At 40.9% G+C, this 21,260-nt stretch carries 18 protein-coding genes and 1 tRNA gene; all 19 read right to left on the reverse strand.

Features of this window, described 5'->3' with window-relative positions:
- Position 1 precedes the first annotated feature (1 nt).
- Complete coding sequence (locus J4E76_RS08375; protein ID WP_208503061.1) at positions 2-3,685, reverse strand: ATP-binding protein; 3,684 nt, start codon at positions 3,683-3,685, stop codon at positions 2-4.
- 35 nt (positions 3,686-3,720) lie between these two features.
- A complete protein-coding gene (locus tag J4E76_RS08380; RefSeq protein ID WP_208503063.1) occupies positions 3,721-4,116 on the reverse strand; it encodes a DUF983 domain-containing protein in 396 nt (131 codons plus the stop codon).
- Positions 4,076-4,345, reverse strand: coding sequence for a hypothetical protein (locus J4E76_RS08385; protein ID WP_236017338.1), 270 nt, complete (start codon positions 4,343-4,345; stop codon positions 4,076-4,078). The genes J4E76_RS08380 and J4E76_RS08385 overlap by 41 nt, the downstream gene beginning before the upstream one ends.
- Before the next feature lie 35 nt (positions 4,346-4,380).
- The gene (locus tag J4E76_RS08390) at positions 4,381-4,908 is read right to left on the reverse strand and encodes a DUF420 domain-containing protein (RefSeq protein ID WP_208503065.1); all 528 of its coding nucleotides are present in this window, start codon (positions 4,906-4,908) and stop codon (positions 4,381-4,383) included.
- A 4-nt stretch (positions 4,909-4,912) separates the two neighbouring features.
- The gene (locus tag J4E76_RS08395) at positions 4,913-5,494 is read right to left on the reverse strand and encodes a hypothetical protein (protein WP_208503067.1); all 582 of its coding nucleotides are present in this window, start codon (positions 5,492-5,494) and stop codon (positions 4,913-4,915) included.
- Positions 5,495-5,559: 65 nt separating this feature from the next.
- The gene (locus tag J4E76_RS08400) at positions 5,560-5,937 is read right to left on the reverse strand and encodes a cytochrome C oxidase subunit IV family protein (protein ID WP_208503069.1); all 378 of its coding nucleotides are present in this window, start codon (positions 5,935-5,937) and stop codon (positions 5,560-5,562) included.
- Positions 5,938-5,949: 12 nt separating this feature from the next.
- Positions 5,950-6,714: a cytochrome c oxidase subunit 3 gene (locus J4E76_RS08405; protein WP_208503071.1), complete on the reverse strand. Its 765-nt coding sequence runs from the start codon at positions 6,712-6,714 to the stop codon at positions 5,950-5,952.
- 12 nt (positions 6,715-6,726) lie between these two features.
- The gene (locus J4E76_RS08410; protein WP_236017341.1) at positions 6,727-7,260 is read right to left on the reverse strand and encodes a cytochrome c oxidase subunit 3; all 534 of its coding nucleotides are present in this window, start codon (positions 7,258-7,260) and stop codon (positions 6,727-6,729) included.
- Between the two features lie 50 nt (positions 7,261-7,310).
- Positions 7,311-8,213: a heme o synthase gene (cyoE, locus tag J4E76_RS08415; protein WP_208503503.1), complete on the reverse strand. Its 903-nt coding sequence runs from the start codon at positions 8,211-8,213 to the stop codon at positions 7,311-7,313.
- A 2-nt stretch (positions 8,214-8,215) separates the two neighbouring features.
- Positions 8,216-9,253, reverse strand: coding sequence for a heme A synthase (locus J4E76_RS08420; protein ID WP_208503075.1), 1,038 nt, complete (start codon positions 9,251-9,253; stop codon positions 8,216-8,218).
- A complete protein-coding gene (locus J4E76_RS08425; RefSeq protein ID WP_208503077.1) occupies positions 9,234-11,108 on the reverse strand; it encodes a cbb3-type cytochrome c oxidase subunit I in 1,875 nt (624 codons plus the stop codon). The genes J4E76_RS08420 and J4E76_RS08425 overlap by 20 nt, the downstream gene beginning before the upstream one ends.
- Positions 11,109-11,129: 21 nt before the next feature.
- Positions 11,130-12,164 carry a cytochrome c oxidase subunit II gene (locus tag J4E76_RS08430; RefSeq protein WP_208503079.1) on the reverse strand — a complete coding sequence of 345 codons (1,035 nt, stop codon included), beginning with the start codon at positions 12,162-12,164 and terminating at the stop codon, positions 11,130-11,132.
- A gap of 21 nt (positions 12,165-12,185) precedes the next feature.
- Positions 12,186-13,604, reverse strand: a complete 1,419-nt coding sequence (locus J4E76_RS08435; RefSeq protein ID WP_208503081.1) for a quinol:cytochrome C oxidoreductase — start codon at positions 13,602-13,604, stop codon at positions 12,186-12,188.
- A gap of 18 nt (positions 13,605-13,622) precedes the next feature.
- A complete protein-coding gene (locus J4E76_RS08440; RefSeq protein WP_236017345.1) occupies positions 13,623-14,237 on the reverse strand; it encodes a cytochrome c in 615 nt (204 codons plus the stop codon).
- Positions 14,238-14,253: 16 nt separating this feature from the next.
- The gene (locus J4E76_RS08445) at positions 14,254-14,787 is read right to left on the reverse strand and encodes a DUF3341 domain-containing protein (protein WP_208503084.1); all 534 of its coding nucleotides are present in this window, start codon (positions 14,785-14,787) and stop codon (positions 14,254-14,256) included.
- Between the two features lie 2 nt (positions 14,788-14,789).
- Positions 14,790-16,151 (reverse strand): NrfD/PsrC family molybdoenzyme membrane anchor subunit, encoded by a 1,362-nt coding sequence (gene nrfD, locus J4E76_RS08450; protein WP_208503085.1) that lies wholly within the window; start codon positions 16,149-16,151, stop codon positions 14,790-14,792.
- Between the two features lie 18 nt (positions 16,152-16,169).
- Complete coding sequence (locus J4E76_RS08455; RefSeq protein WP_208503087.1) at positions 16,170-19,271, reverse strand: TAT-variant-translocated molybdopterin oxidoreductase; 3,102 nt, start codon at positions 19,269-19,271, stop codon at positions 16,170-16,172.
- 29 nt (positions 19,272-19,300) lie between these two features.
- Entirely contained in the window at positions 19,301-20,545 is a 1,245-nt protein-coding gene (locus J4E76_RS08460; protein ID WP_208503088.1) for a c-type cytochrome, read from the reverse strand.
- A gap of 553 nt (positions 20,546-21,098) precedes the next feature.
- A tRNA-Cys gene (locus tag J4E76_RS08465) sits at positions 21,099-21,169 on the reverse strand.
- Positions 21,170-21,260: the final 91 nt, after the last annotated feature.

A 21,260-nucleotide genomic window follows, 5' to 3' on the forward strand; every position in this document is an offset into this window, starting at 1 on the left:
ATCAATCGGTTAGCGGAAACTCCAGGTAGAAGGTTGTTCCCTTCCCAAGAGTTGAGTCAAACCAAATACTCCCACCGGCATGTTCTACCCCACGTTTGGCAATGGCTAATCCAATACCAGAACCTTCTTCCTTTGTACTAAATTTAGGGATAAATATCTTTTCCTTGATGTCTTCAGGGATACCATTACCATTATCTTGAAAGCTAATTCGCGCTTTATTATGAGTGACTAAGAGCTCAATGGAAAGCTCACCTGATCTTTCTTCACCAAGAGATTGTTCAGCATTTAGAATTAAATTATTAAAGATCCTTCCCAATAATTTGGTATCTCCCATAACCCATACCGGCTGCTTTGGAATATTTGTTTTTATTTCTGCTTTATTCCCCTTGAATAACCTTACCGACTTTCGTAATTCTTCTACTAAGTCAAGACGCTCACTGATAGGTATCGGCATTTTGGCGAAAGATGAAAACGAGGTGGCGATATCGCTTAGCGTTTCAACTTGATTAAGTAAGCTATCGATCGGCATATTGAACTCGGTCCCGACATCCGGAGCTTCACTCAATACTCTTTTCAAATGTTGCAGCTTCAATTTCATTGGTGTCAATGGATTCTTAATCTCATGTGCCACCTGCTGCGCCATTTCACGCCATGCGCTTTCTTTTTCACTCAAGGCCAGTGCCTTCTTACTTTTCTCAAGGTTGAGGAGCATCTTGTTGTACTCTCTTACCATTAGACCTATTTCATCATTGGCTTGCCATTCTAGTGGCTCATTCAAAGTAGAAAGTGTAGTCGATTTAATCTTTTGGGTCAAATACTTAAATGGGTAGGTCAATATTCTTGAGGCCAGGAAAGAGAGCACCACGAAGATCACGAATATGAAAGTAAAGGCATTGAGAATGTTCGAGAGTATGTCGCGTTGTTCTGCCTTTAACTGCTCTTCTGAATCGAAAAAAGGCATTGTCAGAATTCCTAGAAGACGGTTGTCTTCATTAGACCTAATGCCATAGAATGTAGATCGGTAGGCCAGTTCACCTACCCTTTCAATGCTCAGTTGTTCCTTGTTTCCCGCCTCCACAATGTTCGCCATAGCACTCGGGTTGGCGAATGGGGCTAGTATTTCATTCTCAAAAATCAATCGCTGATTTGTCGCTATCAGTCTGCCATTTGTATTGAAAAGGTTGATATCGGCCTGGGCATATAAACTAATCTCAGTGATCCTATCTTCCAGACTTTCATTGTTTTCATTTTGGCCTTCCAAAAAGTCTTGCAGTTGGTTGGCAAGATTTGCTGCTGCGCTTTCTGTAATAGACAGGTATTGGGTATCAATTTTTTCTTCTACCGTTCGGTTGACCAATCTCAGTACTACTATACTCACAATGATCAGTGGAAGGAAGAAGGCAAAGTTGAGTAGTATTTGAATCTTGGCAGAAAGTGTGGTACTGGTCTTTTGAAGGTTATAAAACATGGCACTCACGCCAAAAATCAGAATGATAGCGGCCACCATAAACAGAAAGAAAATCGCGAAGTTGGTGATCAGATACTTTGGCGGGTAAAGCCTGTTACTAATCACGTAAACCTGATTTTCACCTGTACCTGGAATGCCTAAATGATGGTGGCCCTGAACAAAAATTCCATTTTGATATAAAAGCGAATCTGACAACAAGCTCACATTAAAGCTCCTCTGGTAATTAAAGTCTCCAGTTACTGACTCAAGTACGCCCTGATTGAACACCGCATAGTCAAAGTGTAGCTCATTCTCCTCAAAATTATCATCCAGTAACAATCTCGGTAGAATGCTATTGTTCAGCTGCTCTTTCCTGTCTAGCCTCACTAGAACATAGCCAACAGTTGTATTATATCGCTGAATTTCATTGAACAAGTAGTATTGGTTTAGCTGTACCGGATAATCTTCTCTGTAGAAATAGAGCCCATCAAACTCAGTAGCATTTGATGCCTTAGCATAGGTTTCTCTCAATCCCTCATAGTCAATGGAGGTATTACTATTAATAGGTCTACCGGCTCCATTGAATAGTAGTATTTCTATTTCATATTTGTCAAAATATTCGCCCAAGTATACTCTTTGTATAATCCTTCTTATTTGATCTTTGGAACCGAACGGACTCGTGATACCTGTTTGAATTCTAATGTCTTCTTCAATGCTTTCACGTGCTCGAGAAAGGAAATACTCTGCAGTCTCATCTTCTTCTGTAGATAGTCGTGTAGCCAGTGCTCTTTTGTCTTGTAAATTCTCGCTCCGAATATGCCTTGTCAGAATTGAAGTCGAAACGCTCGACATAAGAAATGCCGCAATAAAAAAGTATAAGAATGTGTTGTAGTTGACCTTATCTAAATGATCCGACAAATTAAAATTGAAAACTATCAAAAGATAGCCCATCAAGAATCCCACGAGCACTAGCGACTCTATCTCCAATCCAATCCCTAACGATACAGTGGCAACTAATAGAAATGTCAGTATTGAATTCACCAGTCGTGTTTGAGGAATATTCCTAAGCCCTTTACTGAGGTACTGACCAATGAGGAATACCATTATGGCTATGATAAACAAGGCGAGATAAACCAAGAGTTTGAATGGACTATAGCTAATATCTCTCGCTACATCAAATGACCACTGCGAATTGAGCAGTAAAGACTGTACCTCATCTATAAAATAGAAAAGTGTAGTCACAAGGAGTATTAATGGAAGTACTACAGCCTTAATAGAATGGCTGGGATTATCTCGTTGCCGCTGAGTAAACACCTTATAACCGTAGCCTATAACAACCAATAGGGCGATTTGATTTAATATAAAATCACCTAGTGAGGGTTGCCACCAGCTCGCAGCGAAACTATCGGGTTGAAATAAAGACCACTCAATAATGCTCAATGGGTACTCATATCGTAGCATGGACAGCCTGACCACAAGCATAAAAATCGCAATAAGGGTAACTCCAAAATACGGTTTACCCCTGGAAGCAAGTTTATGACTGTACACGAAGCCAGACCATATAAAAGCCGCAATAGAGATAAGGTAGAGCAGAAAAATGAATGTTGAAAAGCGAGGGTAATCAATTTTCATTCGTTCGGTGCCTGCAAAAGAAAATAGGAAGCTCCCTTCTGGAGAACTGATATTCTTTTCAGGTGAGGCCTCTTCGCTAGAAAGCGTAAAAGAGGAACGACCGAAGACATTGCCATTTAGTCCATATTCTAGAAATGAATCATTCAATACCACATCAGACGACAAGGGCAATAGTGCAAAAATTTCAACCACCCTGTTTTGAGCACTATTGATGACCTTCCTTCTGGCAATATATTGGCCGCCCTTTAGCTCGAGAAATTTATAGAGATAGGTTCCACCAAGGGTTCCATATTTCGGGACAAATCGGTTGGTGCTCCAGTAGATGACATTCCCATTCTCATAAATGAAATAAGGAAGTTCTTCATTGTTGGTAAAGCGATTAAAAAGCCTGTTCAGGTCTACAATAGCGACATCGCTGATCCTTTCTATGTGATCATCTAATTCAAAAAGGGCAGTATGAAGATTTTTGGTGATAGTAGTCTGAGGGTCGACTCTTCGGCTTTGATCAGAAAATATAGCCTCATCGATAATGAGCGTAATCATTACCAGTACTATACTGATAATTAGGAACTTGTTGGTTCGAAAAAAACCTTGCTTATCACTCAAAATATTGTACCCTAATACCGTTTTAACGGAATCTACTAATTATTTTCTTTCCTCTCTAATTCGGGCTTAAACTTAAGACCTCCAAAAATGTAGAGGTAAAAGATGCGCGAATAGCGGAACATCAATGGGTACAGCAAAAATACTTCCGAAATAATGGCTATGAGATAAACATTCTCAGAAACTGGATGAAATAACATGTAAATGATAAAGGCACTCACCAAAAAGAGGCCTACCGAAAGTGCATAGCTGATGTACATGGCACCATCAAAAAATCTGGGCTCACGTTCGAAACGAACATCACAGTGAGAACAGTGCTCATTAACTTTTGTGAATTTACCTAGATTATAAGCACTGTGCGTGAACAAATCACCTTGATGGCACTGAGGGCACTTACCCTGCAATACTGCCAATGCCTTTGGCTTTCTTGACATTTTTCCTACTAGTCTTGTACCAGAAGTAAGCAATTAAACCTACCAGTAGATACGGTGCAAAAAACAGATATAAAATACCAAGGTTCAGGTTGGAAGCCATGGAAGTTTCTCCAGCGCTAACGGTAGACTCTACAGAACCACGACACATGGCACACTGGGCAAATGAATTTGCACTAATTAGCACCATTGCCAGAATAGTAAGTAGAAGTGTTCTCAACCGTTTGAACATATCACAAATTTAAGCCTCAATACTCGCATATCCCACTAATGAATGTAATAAGGGCTAATCATCAAATAAACGATTACACCAGTCACTGAGACATACAACCAAACCGGAAATGTATATTTGACAATTTTTCTATGCTTGTCGATCATATCATTCAAGGCATAATAAAAGGCTAACAAAACCATGGGTACTACACCAATAGAAAGCAGTATGTGGCTCAATAGAAAGAAGTAGTAGATGTATTTTGTATAATCATCTTGGCCATAGGCCGTAGATTCTGCGCTTGCATGATAGGTGACGTAGCAGAGCAAGAAAATAGCACCGAGTATAAAAGCTGCTGAGTTAAATTTCTTATGAAGACTGATTTTCTTCTGTTTGACAAAAATGAACGCCAAAATCAAACATGCGGCAGTAAGGCTGTTTATCACACCGATCACATGGGGTAGGTTATACACCCACTCTCCTAAATCAAGTTTCGTTCTTAGTCCTAATAGAATAGCAACAGCCAAGGGTATTGCAATCGAGAGGAATTTAATCCAGAACATGGACTTCTTCTGCTGTGACATGCCTTTATCTCTTTGAATTTAAAATCCTTAACTCTAGTATTAACCGATCTGTTTCTTCTCGTTCCAAAATGTTGTAATAGCCTCTGATTCTATTGAGTTCATCAACTAATACCACACGGTTGTCCAAAGAAGACATGGCGACACCACAGTACTTAAGGTCTGCCCAAGTGCTGGAATCCATCTCATTGATTTTCCAAAACTGATCTAAGAATTGAATTCTTTTGTCATAGTCGCTTATATCCTGCTGCTTTATGGAAGCACCGTTTAAATGTGTCAATAGCTTGATATCTGGATTATCATAGAATACATCTTGCAATCGTTCAAGCTCTTCTAGGCGCGTCTTTAATACTGGACCGTCCATTCTCTCGAAATGCACAATCTTAAATGACCCTAGGGGAAGACCTGGGTTCTCGACAACATACTGTTCCAAAGAGCGATCCAAACATGGGGTGGCCAAAGAGTCACCCAGACCTTGTTCATAGTAGACTGGTATAGTGAACTCATTATTACCAAATGCCTTCAAGAAAAGGAAGATTAAAGCGGGTAAGGCAATTACCAGAAACAGAAGAATTATTTTTTTGTTCATAGCCTAAAACAAAAAATCAGGCCATGAGAACAGCCTGATTTCTATATTTAATATTTTCTTTTCATTTAGTGTTCTTCACCTCCGACATGTTCTGTCGCTGGTTGTTCAACATCTACAATACCTCTGGCATCTTTAATTGCCGCACCTTCCATATTCACTAGTGCGACTATGAGCCATAAGATAAATACCATTGGCAAAATGATCGAGTAAATCAACCCTTTGACCTCATGGCCTAGGTGCATGAATTCACTTACAATAAACCATGCTTTGACTATAGTAAGCCCTACGAAGATTACGGTTCTTAACATACCTGCATCCATTGTGAAGGCAAAGGCATACTCAATAACTGTTATTAGAAACAGAATCAACGCCACTTTCCAAATTCCTCGAATTTTGGCTTTATCTACGGGCTGAACTACTACGTTGCTTGTTACTTGTTCCATAATAAAAGTCTATCAAATCAGATAAAAGAATGTAAATACGAATACCCATACAAGGTCTACAAAGTGCCAGTACAAGCCAACTTTTTCAACCATCTCATAATGGCCTCTTCTTTCATACATACCACTGGCAGCATTAAAGAAGATGATCACATTGATCAAAACTCCAGAGAACACGTGGAAACCATGGAAGCCTGTAATAAAGAAGAACAATGCGGCAAAAGCCGGAGGTCCATATTGATTAAAACTGAGGTTGGCTCCTATAATCTCATAGTTCTCCACCCAGATGCCATTCTTAACAACATCACCAATTGTAGCAATGTCAGTACCTGAAATAAAGTGAGACCATTCCCAAGCCTGGCAGCTCAAGAAAGCGAAACCACCAATAATTGTCCATAGCATCCACTTGACAACACCTTTCTTATCCATTCTATGCCCTGCTTCTACGGCCAATACCATAGTAACTGAACTTAAGATCAGGATGAAGGTCATAAGACCAACAAAGTATAGTGGTGCTTCTACACCGTGTAAACCAGGAAAAGCCTCATAAACCTTTTCAGGTATTGGCCAATATTCTGTTGAAAAAGTAAAAGCTTCAGGATCGCCCTTATAAGCTGGGGCACTCCATCTCAGGAAGGCATAGGTGATAAGCAGGCCAGAAAAAGTAAAAGCATCTGATAGTAGAAAAAACCACATCATCAGCTTTCCATAGCTGGCTTTGAAAGGCGCAATTCCACCTCCCCATAAGCTCTTCTTATTTACTGTAGCAGTAGTTGCCATAGAACAGTTTAATTAATGATTCAGCAATAAAAATATGAACAAATATATCCAGAGTCCTCCAAGGAAATGCCAGTAAGTTGTACACATATCCATGTTCAACATATTCTTAGCATGCACCTTATATTTAAAGGACGAAATTAGCATATATAACAAATAAATCACACCACTTATCAGGTGTGCGGCATGGATTCCAGTGAACACATACATGAAGCTTCCCGCAGGATTTCCCACAAAAAATACTCCTGCATCTACCAACTGACCCCAAGCTTGAAACTGGCCATACAAAAAGACCAAGCCTAATATTGTCGTTATTGAAAGTGCAAGTTTTACTTGCTCCAACTTATCCCTTTTAGCAGCTATGTATGCCCATTGCATGAAGATACTACTGGTCAATATGATTCCAGAAGTAATCCAAAGCATTGGTGGTATATCGTATACCAACCAATTACCATCCGCTTGTCTTACAATGTGCGCACTCGTAAAGGCAGCGAAAATCATCACCACAGTCACGATGAACAACCAAAGCGCAAATTTCTTAGGATGCATTGAGAGCGGTTGCTCTACGGGTACGTCTACTAGTTTATAATCCTCCACCATCAATTCACCATGTCTAATAGGTACGCGATCTGAACTATCGGTAAGTATAGAAACGAACCGAACATAATCCGCAAAGCAGATTTTCTTGATTGATCTTTCATCAACTTAATCGTTGACGCCAAGAACAACACACCACAGACTGTAGCAACTACAGCTGAATTCACCCCTGTCAACCCAAAGTACATTGGCAATAAGCCCATTGGAATCAAAAACAAGGTATAAGTCATTATCTGGAAAGCGGTTTTAAGATCCTTCTCTCCTTTCACTGGCAAAAGCTTGAACCCTGCCTTTTTATAATCTTCATCCGCCACCCATGCAATTGCCCAGAAATGTGGAAACTGCCAGATGAACTGTATACCGAAGATGATCATTGCCGCATGGTTGATATCACCAGTAGCAGCTGTCCACCCCAATAGAGGAGGCAAAGCACCTGGGATAGCGCCAACAAAAACAGCAATAGGCCCAACTCTCTTCAGAGGAGTATAGACAAAGCTGTATAAAATCATAGATAATGCTGCGAGACCAACCGTCAACCAGTTGGTCCAGATCATAAGCATATAAAGTCCAAGAATGGCTACAACTCCCGCAAACCATAAGGACTCTGTGGCATTCAAACGATTGGTCGGAAGGGGACGGCTTTGCGTACGCTTCATTAACTTATCGTATTCCACTTCAAGCACTTGATTGATAGTACATGAGGCACCACTAATCAAGAACCCACCAATGAAGAGCATTGTCAATTGCATCCAATCTACACTTCCTCTCATGGCCAAAACGTAGCCAAAGGCAGATGAAAAAGATACCACTAGAGAAAGTCTCAGTTTGGTCAATTCCACATATGCCTTTGCCTTTTGAGCAAAGAGTGATGTTACTTTAATATTTGCTGAATCACCTGATATCATATTCAAGCAATACTCCTTTGTTTATGGTTAATGAGAAGCAACAGATAATACTGTACTCCAACTATTAATGTTCCTAATAGCAAGTGTATTGGTTGTACAAAAGCGGGTACTCCGAAGTAGGCCATAACAACTCCACTCAATATTTCAACAATGACTATGATTAACAACCACTTTGTCAATGACTTGAGCCCTTCACTTCTTAATAGCATATAGAACATATATGCATGTAGAGCTAGTAGCAGCAATGAATAAGACCTATGAATTAAGAAGGTCACTCCCAAATTAGAAATCCATTCTGACCGAGCAGCATAGGCTGCAACGGTGTCAATTCCTTCTCTGACCTGGGTGCCCAAAACAATCTGAATGATCGTCAGTAACATACATGCTACAACTAACCATTTCAATTTGGCTGGCAGTCCAGTCACAACTTCAAGACTCTGTCTTTTGGAGCGGAAGTAGACGTAAATCAACAAACCGACAATTACGATTGCCAAGAGCATATGAATTGTGATCATCCATTGCAATAAGTTTGTACTTACTACGATAGAACCAATCCAGCCTTGGAAACCGACCAATACAAATGCAATAAATGAAAGAACGGTGATGGGTCTATCTTTCTTCCAAAATCTAATCGATAACACAAAAGTGCCAAAGATCAGCAGGCCGATAACCGCACCTATCAAGCGGTTTACATATTCTACCCAAGTCTTAACCGCATTAAAATCTTCTTCTTCAAGAATGCTGGGATCATTTTCTACTTGGTAAGCCAAGTCATCGAACCCAAATGCTGTTAAATACTTAGAGAACTTTTTGTTCTTTTCAACTCGTTGTTGAACATAGTTCTCTTTGTAGTCTGCAGGTAACTCATCTACACTTGTAGGTGGTACCCAACTTCCGAAACACTTAGGCCAGTCAGGACATCCCATTCCTGACCCAGTACTTCTTACTATTCCGCCTACTGCTATTAACAAGTAAACGGCTATTATCGTGACGGCCGAAAACCGTCTAAACAATCTCGTTTTAGTGTCCGGCAGACTCATCTACTACAATCTCTTCTGCCTGCTCTTTTTCCAATGCAATCAAGTCATTTTCATGCGGCAAGTTAGAGTCCATAGTCTCTGAGAATGGAACAGTCTGAGGAATAAAATCATCCTCTGCACCTGGCTTGGAGTAATCGTATGGCCATCTGTAAACGTGAGGAATTTCGCCCTCCCAGTTACCGTGACCCGGGTTACGTGGAGTAGTCCACTCCAAAGTATTTGACTTCCAAGGGTTCGCTGGTGCCTTTCTACCTCTATACATACTGTAGAAGAAGTTGAACAAGAAGATAAACTGGCCAATGAATGTTGCAATGGCGGCTATTGAAATGAACTGGTTCAAATCTGTAAATCCACTGAACGCATCAAAGTTGGTAAATGAGTAATATCTTCTAGGGAAGCCTGCGATTCCGATATAGTGCATTGGGAAGAATACAGAGTAAATACCAATGAACGTCAACCAGAAGTGAATATAACCCAGCTTAGCATCCATCATACGGCCAAACATCTTAGGGAACCAATGGTAAACCCCAGCTAATAAACCGAATGCTGATGCCGCTCCCATTACTAAGTGGAAGTGAGCAACCACAAAGTAAGTATCATGTAGTTGAATGTCGATTGCTGAGTTACCTAGGAAAATACCCGTGATACCCCCGGAAATAAACACTGATACCAAACCAATTGAGAACAACATGGCTGGCGTAAACACGATATTACCTTTCCATAAAGTAGTCAGGTAATTAAAAACTTTTACTGCTGATGGTACTGCAATAATCAATGTTAAGAACATGAAGATTGACCCTAAGAAAGGATTCAAACCTGACACGAACATATGGTGAGCCCAAACGATAAACGAAAGGAACGTAATACCAAGCATTGACACAATCATCGCCTTGTAACCAAAGATTGGTTTCCTTGAGTTGGTTGCAATGATCTCAGATGTAATACCTAAAGCAGGTAGTAACACTATATAAACTTCAGGGTGCCCTAAGAACCAGAACAAATGCTGATATAGAATTGGGCTACCTCCTACATTAGAAAGCGCCTCACCTTGAATATAAATTTCTGACAGATAGAATGAGGTACCAAAACTTCTATCAAATACTAGAAGTAGGGCTGCCGCAAATAATACTGGGAATGAAAGAACACCAATCACGGCTGTCAAGAAGAAAGCCCAGATTGTCAATGGCAACCTTGAGAAGGTCATACCTTTTGTTCTTAGATTGATTACTGTAGTGATATAGTTAATACCTCCCAGCAATGAAGATGCTATAAAGAACACCATGGCTATCAACCAAAGTGTCATCCCCATACCAGAACCCGGCATGGCCGTTTGAATTGCCGACAATGGTGGGTATACTACCCAACCGCCCGAAGCTGGCCCCGTTTCTAAGAATAGTGAGATGAACATCAAAACACCTGAAACGAAGAAGAACCAGTAAGAAAGCATGTTCATAAAGCCTGAAGCCATATCTCTTGCTCCAATCTGAAGAGGGATCAAGAAGTTAGAGAACGTACCACTCAGTCCAGCGGTTAACACAAAGAATACCATGATGGTACCATGCATTGTTACCAAAGCTAGATAGAACTCCTGGTCTAACTGACCCGTTTCAGTAATCCATCTACCTAATAGCGGTCTCAACCATCCAAGATCTGCCTCAGGAAAACCAAGCTGCAATCTGAAGATTGCTGACATGGCAGCTCCAATAATTGCCCAGAAAATACCTGTAATCAGGAATTGCTTAGCAATGGTCTTGTGATCCGTTGAGAATATATATTTTTCAATAAATGACTGCTCATGGTGATCATGGTGATCGTCATGTGCGTGAACATCGATTTGTGCTGCTTCTGTTGCCATATGCACTGATTTAATGTCTTTTTATTCGTTAATTCCGGCTGTAACTAATGCTAATTCCTTCAAGTTCTCAGGAACTTGACTCAAATACTGAGGATTTTTAGAAAGCCATGATTTTTGATCTGCTTTCCACTCAGCATATTCTGCAGGTTCAAGAACGACTACTCGTTTCTTCATTGAGAAGTGACCTCCACCACAAATTTCAGTACAAGCCAACTCATAATTGAAATCAGGATTTCCTTCTTCGATTCTGATCTCGTCAGTAGTCTTGTTCGCTACAAACCAAAACTGCGTAGGCATACCTGGTACAGCGTCCATTTTGACTCGCATGTGAGGAATGAATACACTATGAAGTACGTCTCTTGCTCTAATCTTTAGCAATACTGGTTTCCCCTTAGGAATTACCATGCTATTAGAAATAAAGTCATCGAAGTTCGATCTATCAGAAAGATCTTGACCATGAGCATTGACAGCGTCAATCAAACGGTAATCGTAGTCACCTACTTGATTGTCTACACCTCCATATCGGATTGACCATTGGAATTGATATCCCATGATTTCAATTTGCTCAGCATCTTCAGGAGCCTCGCTCATAATACCATCCCAAGCCATCCAGCCTGAGATTACCAACCAGGTAAGTACAATGGCAGGAACACCTGTCCAGATATACTCCAACTTGTTGTTGTGAGGGTAGAAAAGAGCCTTTCTCTTTTCTGAATATCTGTACTTATAAGAAAAGTAGAATAACAGAATATTAGTGATCACAAATACAATTCCAGTGACCCACATGGTTCTCCAGAAAAGCTTATCTGTAAGCTCACCGTGCTCAGAGGCTACTGGTGGATCATATGCATCGAAATAAGCATATGAATACCATGCTGAAAGTCCAAAGAACAACACCATGAACACAATCATCATCGCTGCATTCGCATTGTTACTACCTGTAACAACCTTATCTCCTGTTCCCTTAACTATACCAACCAAACGCGTGATCCTAAAGATCAGAAGTAGGATGGCTACAACTAAGAAAACCGCAAGTGCTATGTAAAAACCGAACATATCTACTAGTTTGTCTATGTGTTAAATATGGTGATGTTTTGCTTCTTCTAACATTGGATGGTTCTTCGGTACCAAAGCAGAAGATGAAAGTGCTTTGAGTACTACAAACAAGAACGCTGATCCGAATATTAAGTAAGTCCCTATTTCAGTCAAACCGAAAGCTCCAGACTCACCCATTGTACCAGGAGTCACCATTAGATAGAAATCTATCCAGTGCCCTAGAATAATTACGATACAAGCTATTTTCAAGAATACATTCAATCTCTTCGCATCTCTAGTGATTAACACTAAGAATGGGAAGAAGAAGTTCATGATTAAGTTCACGAAGAACACTGGTGCATACTTGTCGCTTAAGAATCGTTCCACGAAGTATACTGACTCCTCTGGAATGTTTGCGTAGTAGATCAACAAGAACTGGGAGAACCAGATGTATGTCCAGAATATACTGAATGCGAACACGAACTTACCAAGATCGTGTAAATGATTTGATGTTACCTGTGATAGGTAACCAGCTTCTTTCAACAATACCGTCATCAGTGTGATCAATGCCAAACCAGCTACAAACCAACTGGCAAATACATACCAACCAAACATAGTAGAGAACCAGTGTACGTCAATTGACATTACCCAGTCCCACGCAGAGATGGATGAGGATACAGCAAATATTAATAAGAATGCCACTGATGTTCTTCTCATCTTATACCAATAAGAAGTACCACCTAGTTCATCCTCCAGATTCGAAAGAGACTTTAGTTTTCTAAATAACAATACCCATGCTCCAAAGAAGATAACCATCCTCGCAACAAAGAATACCGGGAATGAACCACCTTCCAATGGTAAGTAGAAGAAATTCGCTTTTCCCGCGATCAGTTCATCATAGTGGTCTCCGCCAACCTCATACAAATTACTATGCGTCCAGTGGAAAATATCGTGATTGAAGAAGATGAAAGTCAGAAGCATCAAGATACCCGCTGGTAGAATCCAGCTCGCCATTGACAATGGAATTCTTAAGATATATGTAGACCATCCTGCCTGAGCGGCATATTGGATTGCAAAGAAGAATAGACCTATCAATGCTAAACCTGTGAAATACACATTGTTCACCCATACGTCCATCACAACTCTTTCGAACCATCCTTTTTCATGGCTCTCTCCTCCTTCATGCTCTCCGGCATCGGCACCGTGACCAGCATTATCCGCATCATGATCGGCACCTTTTTTGTCATCACCTTCATGATGATCTCCTTCAGTTTTTTCGGCAGCACCGTGTCCATCAGCCTCAGCTAACTCAGTAGTATGGTCATCTCCACCATGATCTTCGCCATGGCCACCAGTTGAAGACAACCAAGCACCCACTAGCAACAGCACTACACCTGAAATAAAAGCTATGGCAAGCTTCTTCTTTATTCCAGCGCTAAAATCAAATACTTCTTTTGACATCTCTAAAAAATTTATCTGTTACTGTTGCTGTAATTGTTGAACATACCTTGCGATTTTCCAACGTCTCTCTTCACTGATTTGTGAAGCATGAGGCCACATACGATTATATCCGTGAGTAATCACGTGAAAGATGTGTCCTTGAGGTAAATCTTTCTTGTTTGGAGCTGAATAAGAAGGTACACCTGCATATACCACGCCTACTTTACCTTGGCCTTTACCATCTGCACCATGGCAGTGCTGGCAATATTCAGTATATAACCTCTTGCCTTCAGCCTGTATTTCAGGACTTGCTGGGAATGGGTTTTCAATCAATGCAGCCTCGGCCAACTGATCCTTCTCCAATCTATAAGGCAATATGTTATTACTCGTCCTTCTCACTGTTCCTGCAACTGGTCTTCTTACATTTTGTGAATAAGGATTGTTTGGGTTAGAATTATAAAACTCACCTAGTCCATCTTCTCTATTACTCAACCATTGACCACTCTCCTTATCTGTGATTTGAGTTAGTGGCTCGTAAGGTATAGAGTGATACATCTGTGGAGCGTATTCTAAACCAGGGTTGTCACCTTTGGCAGTACAAGCACTGATAAGTACTACAAGTGCAAGGGGAACAAAAGCTTTTAATTTATGCATCATAACGTTAGTCAGCTTATTCTTCAACTTTTTTATCATTCACTTCAACAGCACCCGAATCTTTCAGTGCGCTACCAATTTTCTCAGCATCTACAGCTTTATTCTGACCTAGGTCAATTGCCATAATATGCTTGTCATCAGTAATTCTGATATCTAACAACTTAGGGTCTTTCCAAGGCTTGAGGTCACTAGATACCAAGAAGGTACCTACCATACCGAAAGCCGCAAGAAGTACTGTAAGCTCAAAAGTCACAGGCACAAAATCTGGCAATGCTACGTGGTTCTTACCACCAATGATCATTGGCCAGTCGATACCTAACATCCAGATTTGCATTGTTAAAGCGAGGGTCGTACCTAAAATCCCGAACATAAATGCCGCAATAGGTAGTCTCGATTTTTTATAACCTAGCTCATCATCTAGTCCGTGAACTGGAAATGGGCTATATACTTCGTCTATTTTGATTCCGGCACCACGAATCTTACCTACTGCGCTAAGCAGTACATCTTCGTCATCGTAAACACCTAGGATAAAGTCTTTAGAATCACTCATGATTAAGCCGTTTTTTCTGATGATGATTTAACAATACTCTTCACTTCAGCCATATTGATCACTGGGAAGAACTTCGCGAACAAGAAGAACGCTGTGAAGAATAATCCGAAGGTGAACAAGTAAACTCCCATGTCATAAACTGTTGGGTAGAACATCGCCCATGAAGATGGCAAGTAATCTCTGTGAAGCGAAGTCACAATAATTACGAATCTCTCGAACCACATACCGATGTTCACAATGATTGAAATGATGAACGTAGCAGCAATACTGGTTCTAATTTTCTTAGACCAGAACAGTTGTGGCGAGATCACATTACATGTCATCATTGACCAGTAAGCCCACCAGTAAGGCCCTTGCATTCTATTAAAGAAAGCATATTGCTCAGCTGGCACGCCTGAATACCAAGCGATAAAGAACTCTGTGATATAAGCGATACCCACGATAGAACCTGTAACAATGATTACAATGTTCATCAATTCAATATGCTCGATTGTGATATAGTCGTGAAGTTTAAATACCTGTCTGGTAACTATCATTAGTGTTAGTACCATGGCAAAACCTGAGAAAATCGCTCCTGCCACAAAGTATGGAGGGAAGATAGTGGTGTGCCATCCAGGAATAACTGAAGTTGCAAAGTCAAAGGATACGATTGTGTGTACTGAAAGTACAAGTGGTGTTGCTAAACCTGCTAGAATAAGAGAAACTGACTCGTATCTAGACCAAGTTCTGGCAGCGCCATCCCATCCTAGAGAAAGTGCACCATAAATTTTCTTTCTAATACCTGTTGCTCTATCTCTAATTGTTGCAAAATCAGGCACTAAACCGAGGTACCAGAATACAAGAGATACTGAGAAGTAAGTTGAGATGGCAAAAACGTCCCATAATAATGGAGAGTTAAAGTTTACCCACAACGAACCGAAGGTATTTGGTAATGGAAGTGCCCAGTAAGCTCCTAACCATGGTCTACCCATGTGAAGTACAGGGAACATAGCGGCACATATTACAGCGAAGATAGTCATCGCCTCAGATGCTCTGTTAATTGCCATTCTCCACTTTTGACGGAAAAGCAACAGTACTGCAGAAATAAGTGTTCCTGCGTGACCAATACCTACCCACCATACGAAGTTGGTGATATCCCATGCCCAGCCTACTGTTTTGTTTAGACCCCACATACCAATGCCTTCCCAAAGGGTAGCAGCAACAGCAAGGAAGCCTATGGCTAATGTAACCACGGAAATTCCGAAGGCCATCAACCACAGTTTTGAAGGCTTAGCTTCAACCTGGCGACAGATGTCTTCAGTAACATCATGAACGGTCTTACCGCCTGTGATTAAAGGTTTTCTTACGGGTGAAGTAACCTGCATATTCTTTCGGTTTATAAATTAAGCTTCAGTTTTTTGTTTGTTTCTGATCTTGGTCATGTACCAAATGTTAGGGTTGACATTAATCTCTTCTAACACGTGGTAAGCACGCTCTTCATTGACCACTCGCTCGGTAGCGCCTTCGCCATCCTTCTTATCCTCAATCTGTAACATTTGAGAGATTTTCGAATTAGTATCATTCAAATCTCCGAATGTGATTGCATCTGAAGGACAAGCAGAAGCACAAGCTATGCTGATTTCACCATCAACAGGTCTTCTACCTTCACGTTTCGCAGTAAGTTTACCAGCTTGGATACGCTGTACACACATTGTACATTTCTCCATTACACCTCTTGCACGAACGGTTACGTCTGGGTTCAATACCATTTTACCCAAATCGTTGTTCATTGATGAGTTCATGTCGAACTGTGTATTGTCGTGGTATTTGAACCAGTTGAACCTTCTTACTTTGTAAGGACAGTTGTTAGCACAATATCTAGTACCAATACATCTGTTGTAGGTCATCTGATTCAATCCTTCTGAACTGTGAGTTGTCGCTGCAACAGGACATACAGTTTCACAAGGTGCATTATTACAATGCTGACACATCATCGGCTGGAAAGTAACTTCAGGATTTTCAGCTGCATTTTCCAGCTCCTTCTTACTTCCTGCCGGATTAGCTGCAGAATAGTATCTGTCAATTCTAATCCATGCCATTTCTCTTCTGTTCAACACTTCCTCTTTTCCTACAACAGGGATGTTGTTTTCTGCCTGACATGCAACGGTACAAGCCGAACATCCAGTACAAGAATTCATGTCGATAGTCATCGCCCAGTGGTGGTTAGAGTATTCGTGACCTTTCCACAAGGTGATCTTTGAAGGTTTGATATACTTACCTTCCTTATAAATTTTTGGATGCCATCTTCCAGCACCTGCATCTTCTTTATACTCTGAAAGCGTAGCTTCCTGAATTACATTCTCACGCCCCATATACGTTTGGTGCGTCTGAGTTTGAGCAATTCTGTAGCTCTCGCCCGTAGCCGTAACACTAACACCAGCAAACACATCCATAACATTAGCTCCATTGAGCTTAGTCATCATTGGATAGGCATCTACTCCTAGGTTATCTCCTACTCTACCAGCTTTTGTTCTTCCGTAACCCACTGCCATACCCAATGTACCATTGGCCTGGCCTGGCTGAACTAGAACAGGAATCTTAACTGTGGTTCCACCTACTGTCAAATCAACTAATTGCGTTTCACCTTCTTTCAAAGTGATGCCCATTTCGTTGGCATCAGCAATTGACATTGTCAAGTAGTTATCCCAAGTAGCTTTAGTGATTGGATCAGACATTTCTTGCAACCAAGGGTTGTTGGCCTGAGAACCATCTCCTAATCCTATTTTTTGGTAAAGTGAAAGCTCAAAACCTCCTGCGCCCACTTTATAATTCTGAGCGATGCTTGTAGCCGCTGCACTAGCTGCTGCGGTATCTAAGCTTAGGCTTCTGTTGCTTCCTCCAGTCTCGAATACACCATCATAAAGTGCTTTATCCCAGAAAGTTTGGAAACTTGAAGTGTCTGTTTGCTTACCGAAGAAGTTTTCTCTCCAGTTATTCTGTAGGTAAGTATAGTATTCTACATCCTGACCTGCCCATTTCAAGAATGACTCAGGTGCTTGTCTTGTTTTGAATATTGGAGATATAGTCGGTTGAACCAAACTATAATGTCCTTCTCTAAGTTCTGCATCGTTCCACTGCTCTAGGTAGTGGTGATCAGGCGCCACATACTTCACAACAGAAGCAGTCTCGTCCATTCTATCCGATGTAGAAACTGTCAAGCCAACTTTAGAGATAGAAGCACTTAATGCTGCGCCTTCAGCTGAATCGTAAGCAGGGTTACAGTTAAAGAAAATGACCGCAGAAACAGATCCGCTGTTCATTTCTTTCACTAGATTACTCATTGCCTGATCATTACCTTGACGATAGTGTACTGGTACATTAGCATCTAGAGTAGTTCCATAGTTGCCCAACATGCTATTGATTCCGTTAATCAATACCTGAACCATTGGATCATTAGAACCACAAACCACAAGTGACTTACCTCTATTAGCCCATAACTCATTGATTGCCTCAGTAGCATGATCAACAGCAGCTCCACCACTTACAGTTGCCTGACCTGCTTTGGCAGCAATACCGTTATACATGGCTACTACTAAAGGTCCAACTTGTGATGGTTTGATTGGTGTTCTATAATCAGCGTTCGAACCTGTCAATGACAAGTTTGACTCAAACTGATAATGACGAGACATCTCTCTGTGATGATCGTTAATTTTTCTTGTCTTACTGTATTGCTTAGTAAACTCGATTGGCGAAATCCAAGTACCTAGGAAATCAGCACCTACACTTACAATAGTATGAGCTTTGCTGAAATCATAAGATGGAATCATTGCTTCACCGAAAGATCTTCTGTGTGCCTCTGAAATTCCGTATGCTGATGCAGCATCGTAAGTCACGTGCTGTGTTGTTGGGAACTTAGCAGCAAATTCACCTACAGCTCTTTTAGTAGTCGGACTCAATACAGACTGGCTAACAATTCTGATCTGCCCTCCTTTAGAAGCAATATCATTTAGTTGAGCAGTAATCTCTCTATCCACAGTTTCCCAGTCAGCCTCAGCACCGTCCTTAGAGGGACCTGCAAGACGCTCTTTATCATAAAGAGAAAGAACAGACGCTTCAACTTGAGCATTTGTACCACCCTGACCGATTGAACTATACTTGTTACCCTCAACTTTGATAGGGCGCCCCTCTCTTGTCTTTACAACAATACTTACAGCATCTCCACCATTTACATAGGTAGATGCGTAATAGTTAGGCACAGACGGATCAACGTCAACTGGCTTGTTCAAGTAAGGAATAGCTTTTCTAACAGGAGCCTCACATGCAGCTAAAGAAGCGGCAGCGATACCGAAACCCATTAGCTTTAAGAAATCTCTTCTGTTGCTATTACCGTCCTGATCACTTACAGGAAGATATTCTGGAAATTCACCTTCGTTCTTTTTAACAAACTCAGAATCGTTTGTTAACTGCTCAATTCCTTTCCAGTATGTTTTTTGATTTTCTTTCATTGTATATCAATCAGAAATCGTGTATTCAATTAATAGTGGCACTTAGCACATTCCAAACCACCGATATCAGCCACTTTCATTGGCGTATTCGAACTCTTATTGTGTAGCTCTACAAGCTTGTCGTAGTAACCATTGCCTTGTGAGTTAATGTCCGTATTTCTATGACAGTCGATACACCAGCCCATTGTTAAAGGAGCGTGCTGCTTTACAACTTCCATTTCTTGAATTTCACCGTGACAAGTTTGGCACTCTATTTCACCCACCTTCACATGTTGTGAGTGATTGAAATAGGCTAAGTCTGGCAGGTTGTGAATTCGAACCCACTCAATAGGCTGCCCAGACTCTTGTGCAGCATAAAGTTTTTGAATTTCTGGCGAATCAGTTTTCAAGAAATTATGGCAATTCATACAAATATTCACAGAAGGAATGTTTGCAGATTTCCCAATCTCAACGCCTGTGTGACAATACTGACAAGCAATTTCATAATCGCCAGCATGAAGTTTATGAGAGAATGCAATTGGTTGCTCCGGAGCGTAGCCTTGCTGCACACCAACTGTGTAGAGACCATCAATTACATTTTTTGCTGCTAAGACAATCACTAAGAAAGTGATAATACCTATTACTGTTGGACTCTTAACAAAGGCAGATAGACTGAACTTCTCGTTAATTACATCTTCATCATCTTCATCAAGATCCTTCTTATCGGCAGCTATTCTTCTAAGGACACTGATGATTAATCCCAGAACAATGAGAATAACAAGAAGTACGAAAACAAGGACTCCAACCATTACATTGAGATATTGTGCTGGAACACCGCCTTCTTGAGCCACCGCACCATCGCCACCTCCGGCAGGGTCTACAACTACTTCAACAGGATTCTCTTCTACATTTCTCACATAAGCGAGGATAGACAGGATTTGATCGTTATCCAGATCATAAGGAGCCATTGGCACCTTGTTGAACTCATTAAATAGAGCAACTGCCTGCTGATCTCCATTTTCAATCATTAGACCAGAGTTCTTTACCCAAGAGTAAATCCACTCCAATTCTCTTCTATCATAAACACCTCCAAGTGCTGGACCCACAAGCTTTCGGTCGACTGTATGACAAGTATTGCACTGATATTCTTCAAATAATCCGGCACCTGCTTTGATGATAGCCTCATCAGTGGGTACTGCATCTCTTTGAGCAAAAAGATTTGCTCCAGAAAAAAGAAAACAGCATACAAATAAGCATGCTGTCGCAAATCGGACAATGGTTGTTTTCGCTACCATGTAAAATGTATTTTTAATCACAGATTAACTCAATGTTGAAAATGTAGCGGCAAAGGTAGCATCGGAAGCTCGTAATTCAAACTAAAATTCAGGCCCTTTTCAGGCCTTGAAACCAATCAAAAAGTATATTCAACAAGCTGTATTTCAATATTTTATGTTTCAAATAATTCCAAATATTTTATTTAGAATCGTTATAAATAATGAAGTTCTGAGGAAAGAACGCAACCATTTTCAATCGTCTGGTTTGAACTACAATTTAGGCTGTTAAAACCGCAACTTTTGCAATAACAATTAGGAGAAGATTGTCATTATTTTTCTCCCTCGAAGACCAAGTCCTTTGACAGTTAATTACTGAAATACATAATAACAAAAAAAGCCCCGATTTATCGGGGCTTTGGAGAGGCGCTGAGCGTCTGCCAAAGGCAGGAATTGCTCATACCCGCAAGGCATGCCGCACATACCCCTCGCGAAGCTCTTAAAATCGCTTTCGAACCGAGCGGTTCTCATCCGCTTATCAAAATGCAAAAAGCCCCGATAAATCGGAGCTTTGGAGAGGCGCTGAGCGGATTCGAACCGCTGTACGAGCTTTTGCAGAGCTCTGCCTAGCCACTCGGCCACAGCGCCATAATTTTAAACGATGTGGCTTTCGTTTTTCTCTTTGCAATACAGATGATCACATCTTTTGCAGTGCTTCCCGGTCTATCGGGACCACTCG

Source organism: Roseivirga sp. E12, from assembly GCF_017592825.1.
Taxonomy (GTDB): Bacteria; Bacteroidota; Bacteroidia; order Cytophagales; family Cyclobacteriaceae; genus Roseivirga.

Excerpts from the sequence above, each read along its gene's own strand:
- J4E76_RS08380 (WP_208503063.1), bottom strand. The coding sequence starts at position 4,116 with ATGTCAAGAAAGCCAAAGGCATTGGCAGTATTGCAGGGTAAGTGCCCT.
- J4E76_RS08385 (WP_236017338.1), bottom strand. The coding sequence starts at position 4,345 with ATGTTCAAACGGTTGAGAACACTTCTACTTACTATTCTGGCAATGGTG.
- J4E76_RS08390 (WP_208503065.1), bottom strand. The coding sequence starts at position 4,908 with ATGTCACAGCAGAAGAAGTCCATGTTCTGGATTAAATTCCTCTCGATT.
- J4E76_RS08395 (WP_208503067.1), bottom strand. The coding sequence starts at position 5,494 with ATGAACAAAAAAATAATTCTTCTGTTTCTGGTAATTGCCTTACCCGCT.
- J4E76_RS08400 (WP_208503069.1), bottom strand. The coding sequence starts at position 5,937 with ATGGAACAAGTAACAAGCAACGTAGTAGTTCAGCCCGTAGATAAAGCC.
- J4E76_RS08405 (WP_208503071.1), bottom strand. The coding sequence starts at position 6,714 with ATGGCAACTACTGCTACAGTAAATAAGAAGAGCTTATGGGGAGGTGGA.
- J4E76_RS08410 (WP_236017341.1), bottom strand. The coding sequence starts at position 7,260 with ATGCATCCTAAGAAATTTGCGCTTTGGTTGTTCATCGTGACTGTGGTG.
- cyoE (WP_208503503.1), bottom strand. The coding sequence starts at position 8,213 with ATGATATCAGGTGATTCAGCAAATATTAAAGTAACATCACTCTTTGCT.
- J4E76_RS08420 (WP_208503075.1), bottom strand. The coding sequence starts at position 9,253 with ATGAGTCTGCCGGACACTAAAACGAGATTGTTTAGACGGTTTTCGGCC.
- J4E76_RS08425 (WP_208503077.1), bottom strand. The coding sequence starts at position 11,108 with ATGGCAACAGAAGCAGCACAAATCGATGTTCACGCACATGACGATCAC.
- J4E76_RS08430 (WP_208503079.1), bottom strand. The coding sequence starts at position 12,164 with ATGTTCGGTTTTTACATAGCACTTGCGGTTTTCTTAGTTGTAGCCATC.
- J4E76_RS08435 (WP_208503081.1), bottom strand. The coding sequence starts at position 13,604 with ATGTCAAAAGAAGTATTTGATTTTAGCGCTGGAATAAAGAAGAAGCTT.
- J4E76_RS08440 (WP_236017345.1), bottom strand. The coding sequence starts at position 14,237 with ATGCATAAATTAAAAGCTTTTGTTCCCCTTGCACTTGTAGTACTTATC.
- J4E76_RS08445 (WP_208503084.1), bottom strand. The coding sequence starts at position 14,787 with ATGAGTGATTCTAAAGACTTTATCCTAGGTGTTTACGATGACGAAGAT.
- nrfD (WP_208503085.1), bottom strand. The coding sequence starts at position 16,151 with ATGCAGGTTACTTCACCCGTAAGAAAACCTTTAATCACAGGCGGTAAG.
- J4E76_RS08455 (WP_208503087.1), bottom strand. The coding sequence starts at position 19,271 with ATGAAAGAAAATCAAAAAACATACTGGAAAGGAATTGAGCAGTTAACA.
- J4E76_RS08460 (WP_208503088.1), bottom strand. The coding sequence starts at position 20,545 with ATGGTAGCGAAAACAACCATTGTCCGATTTGCGACAGCATGCTTATTT.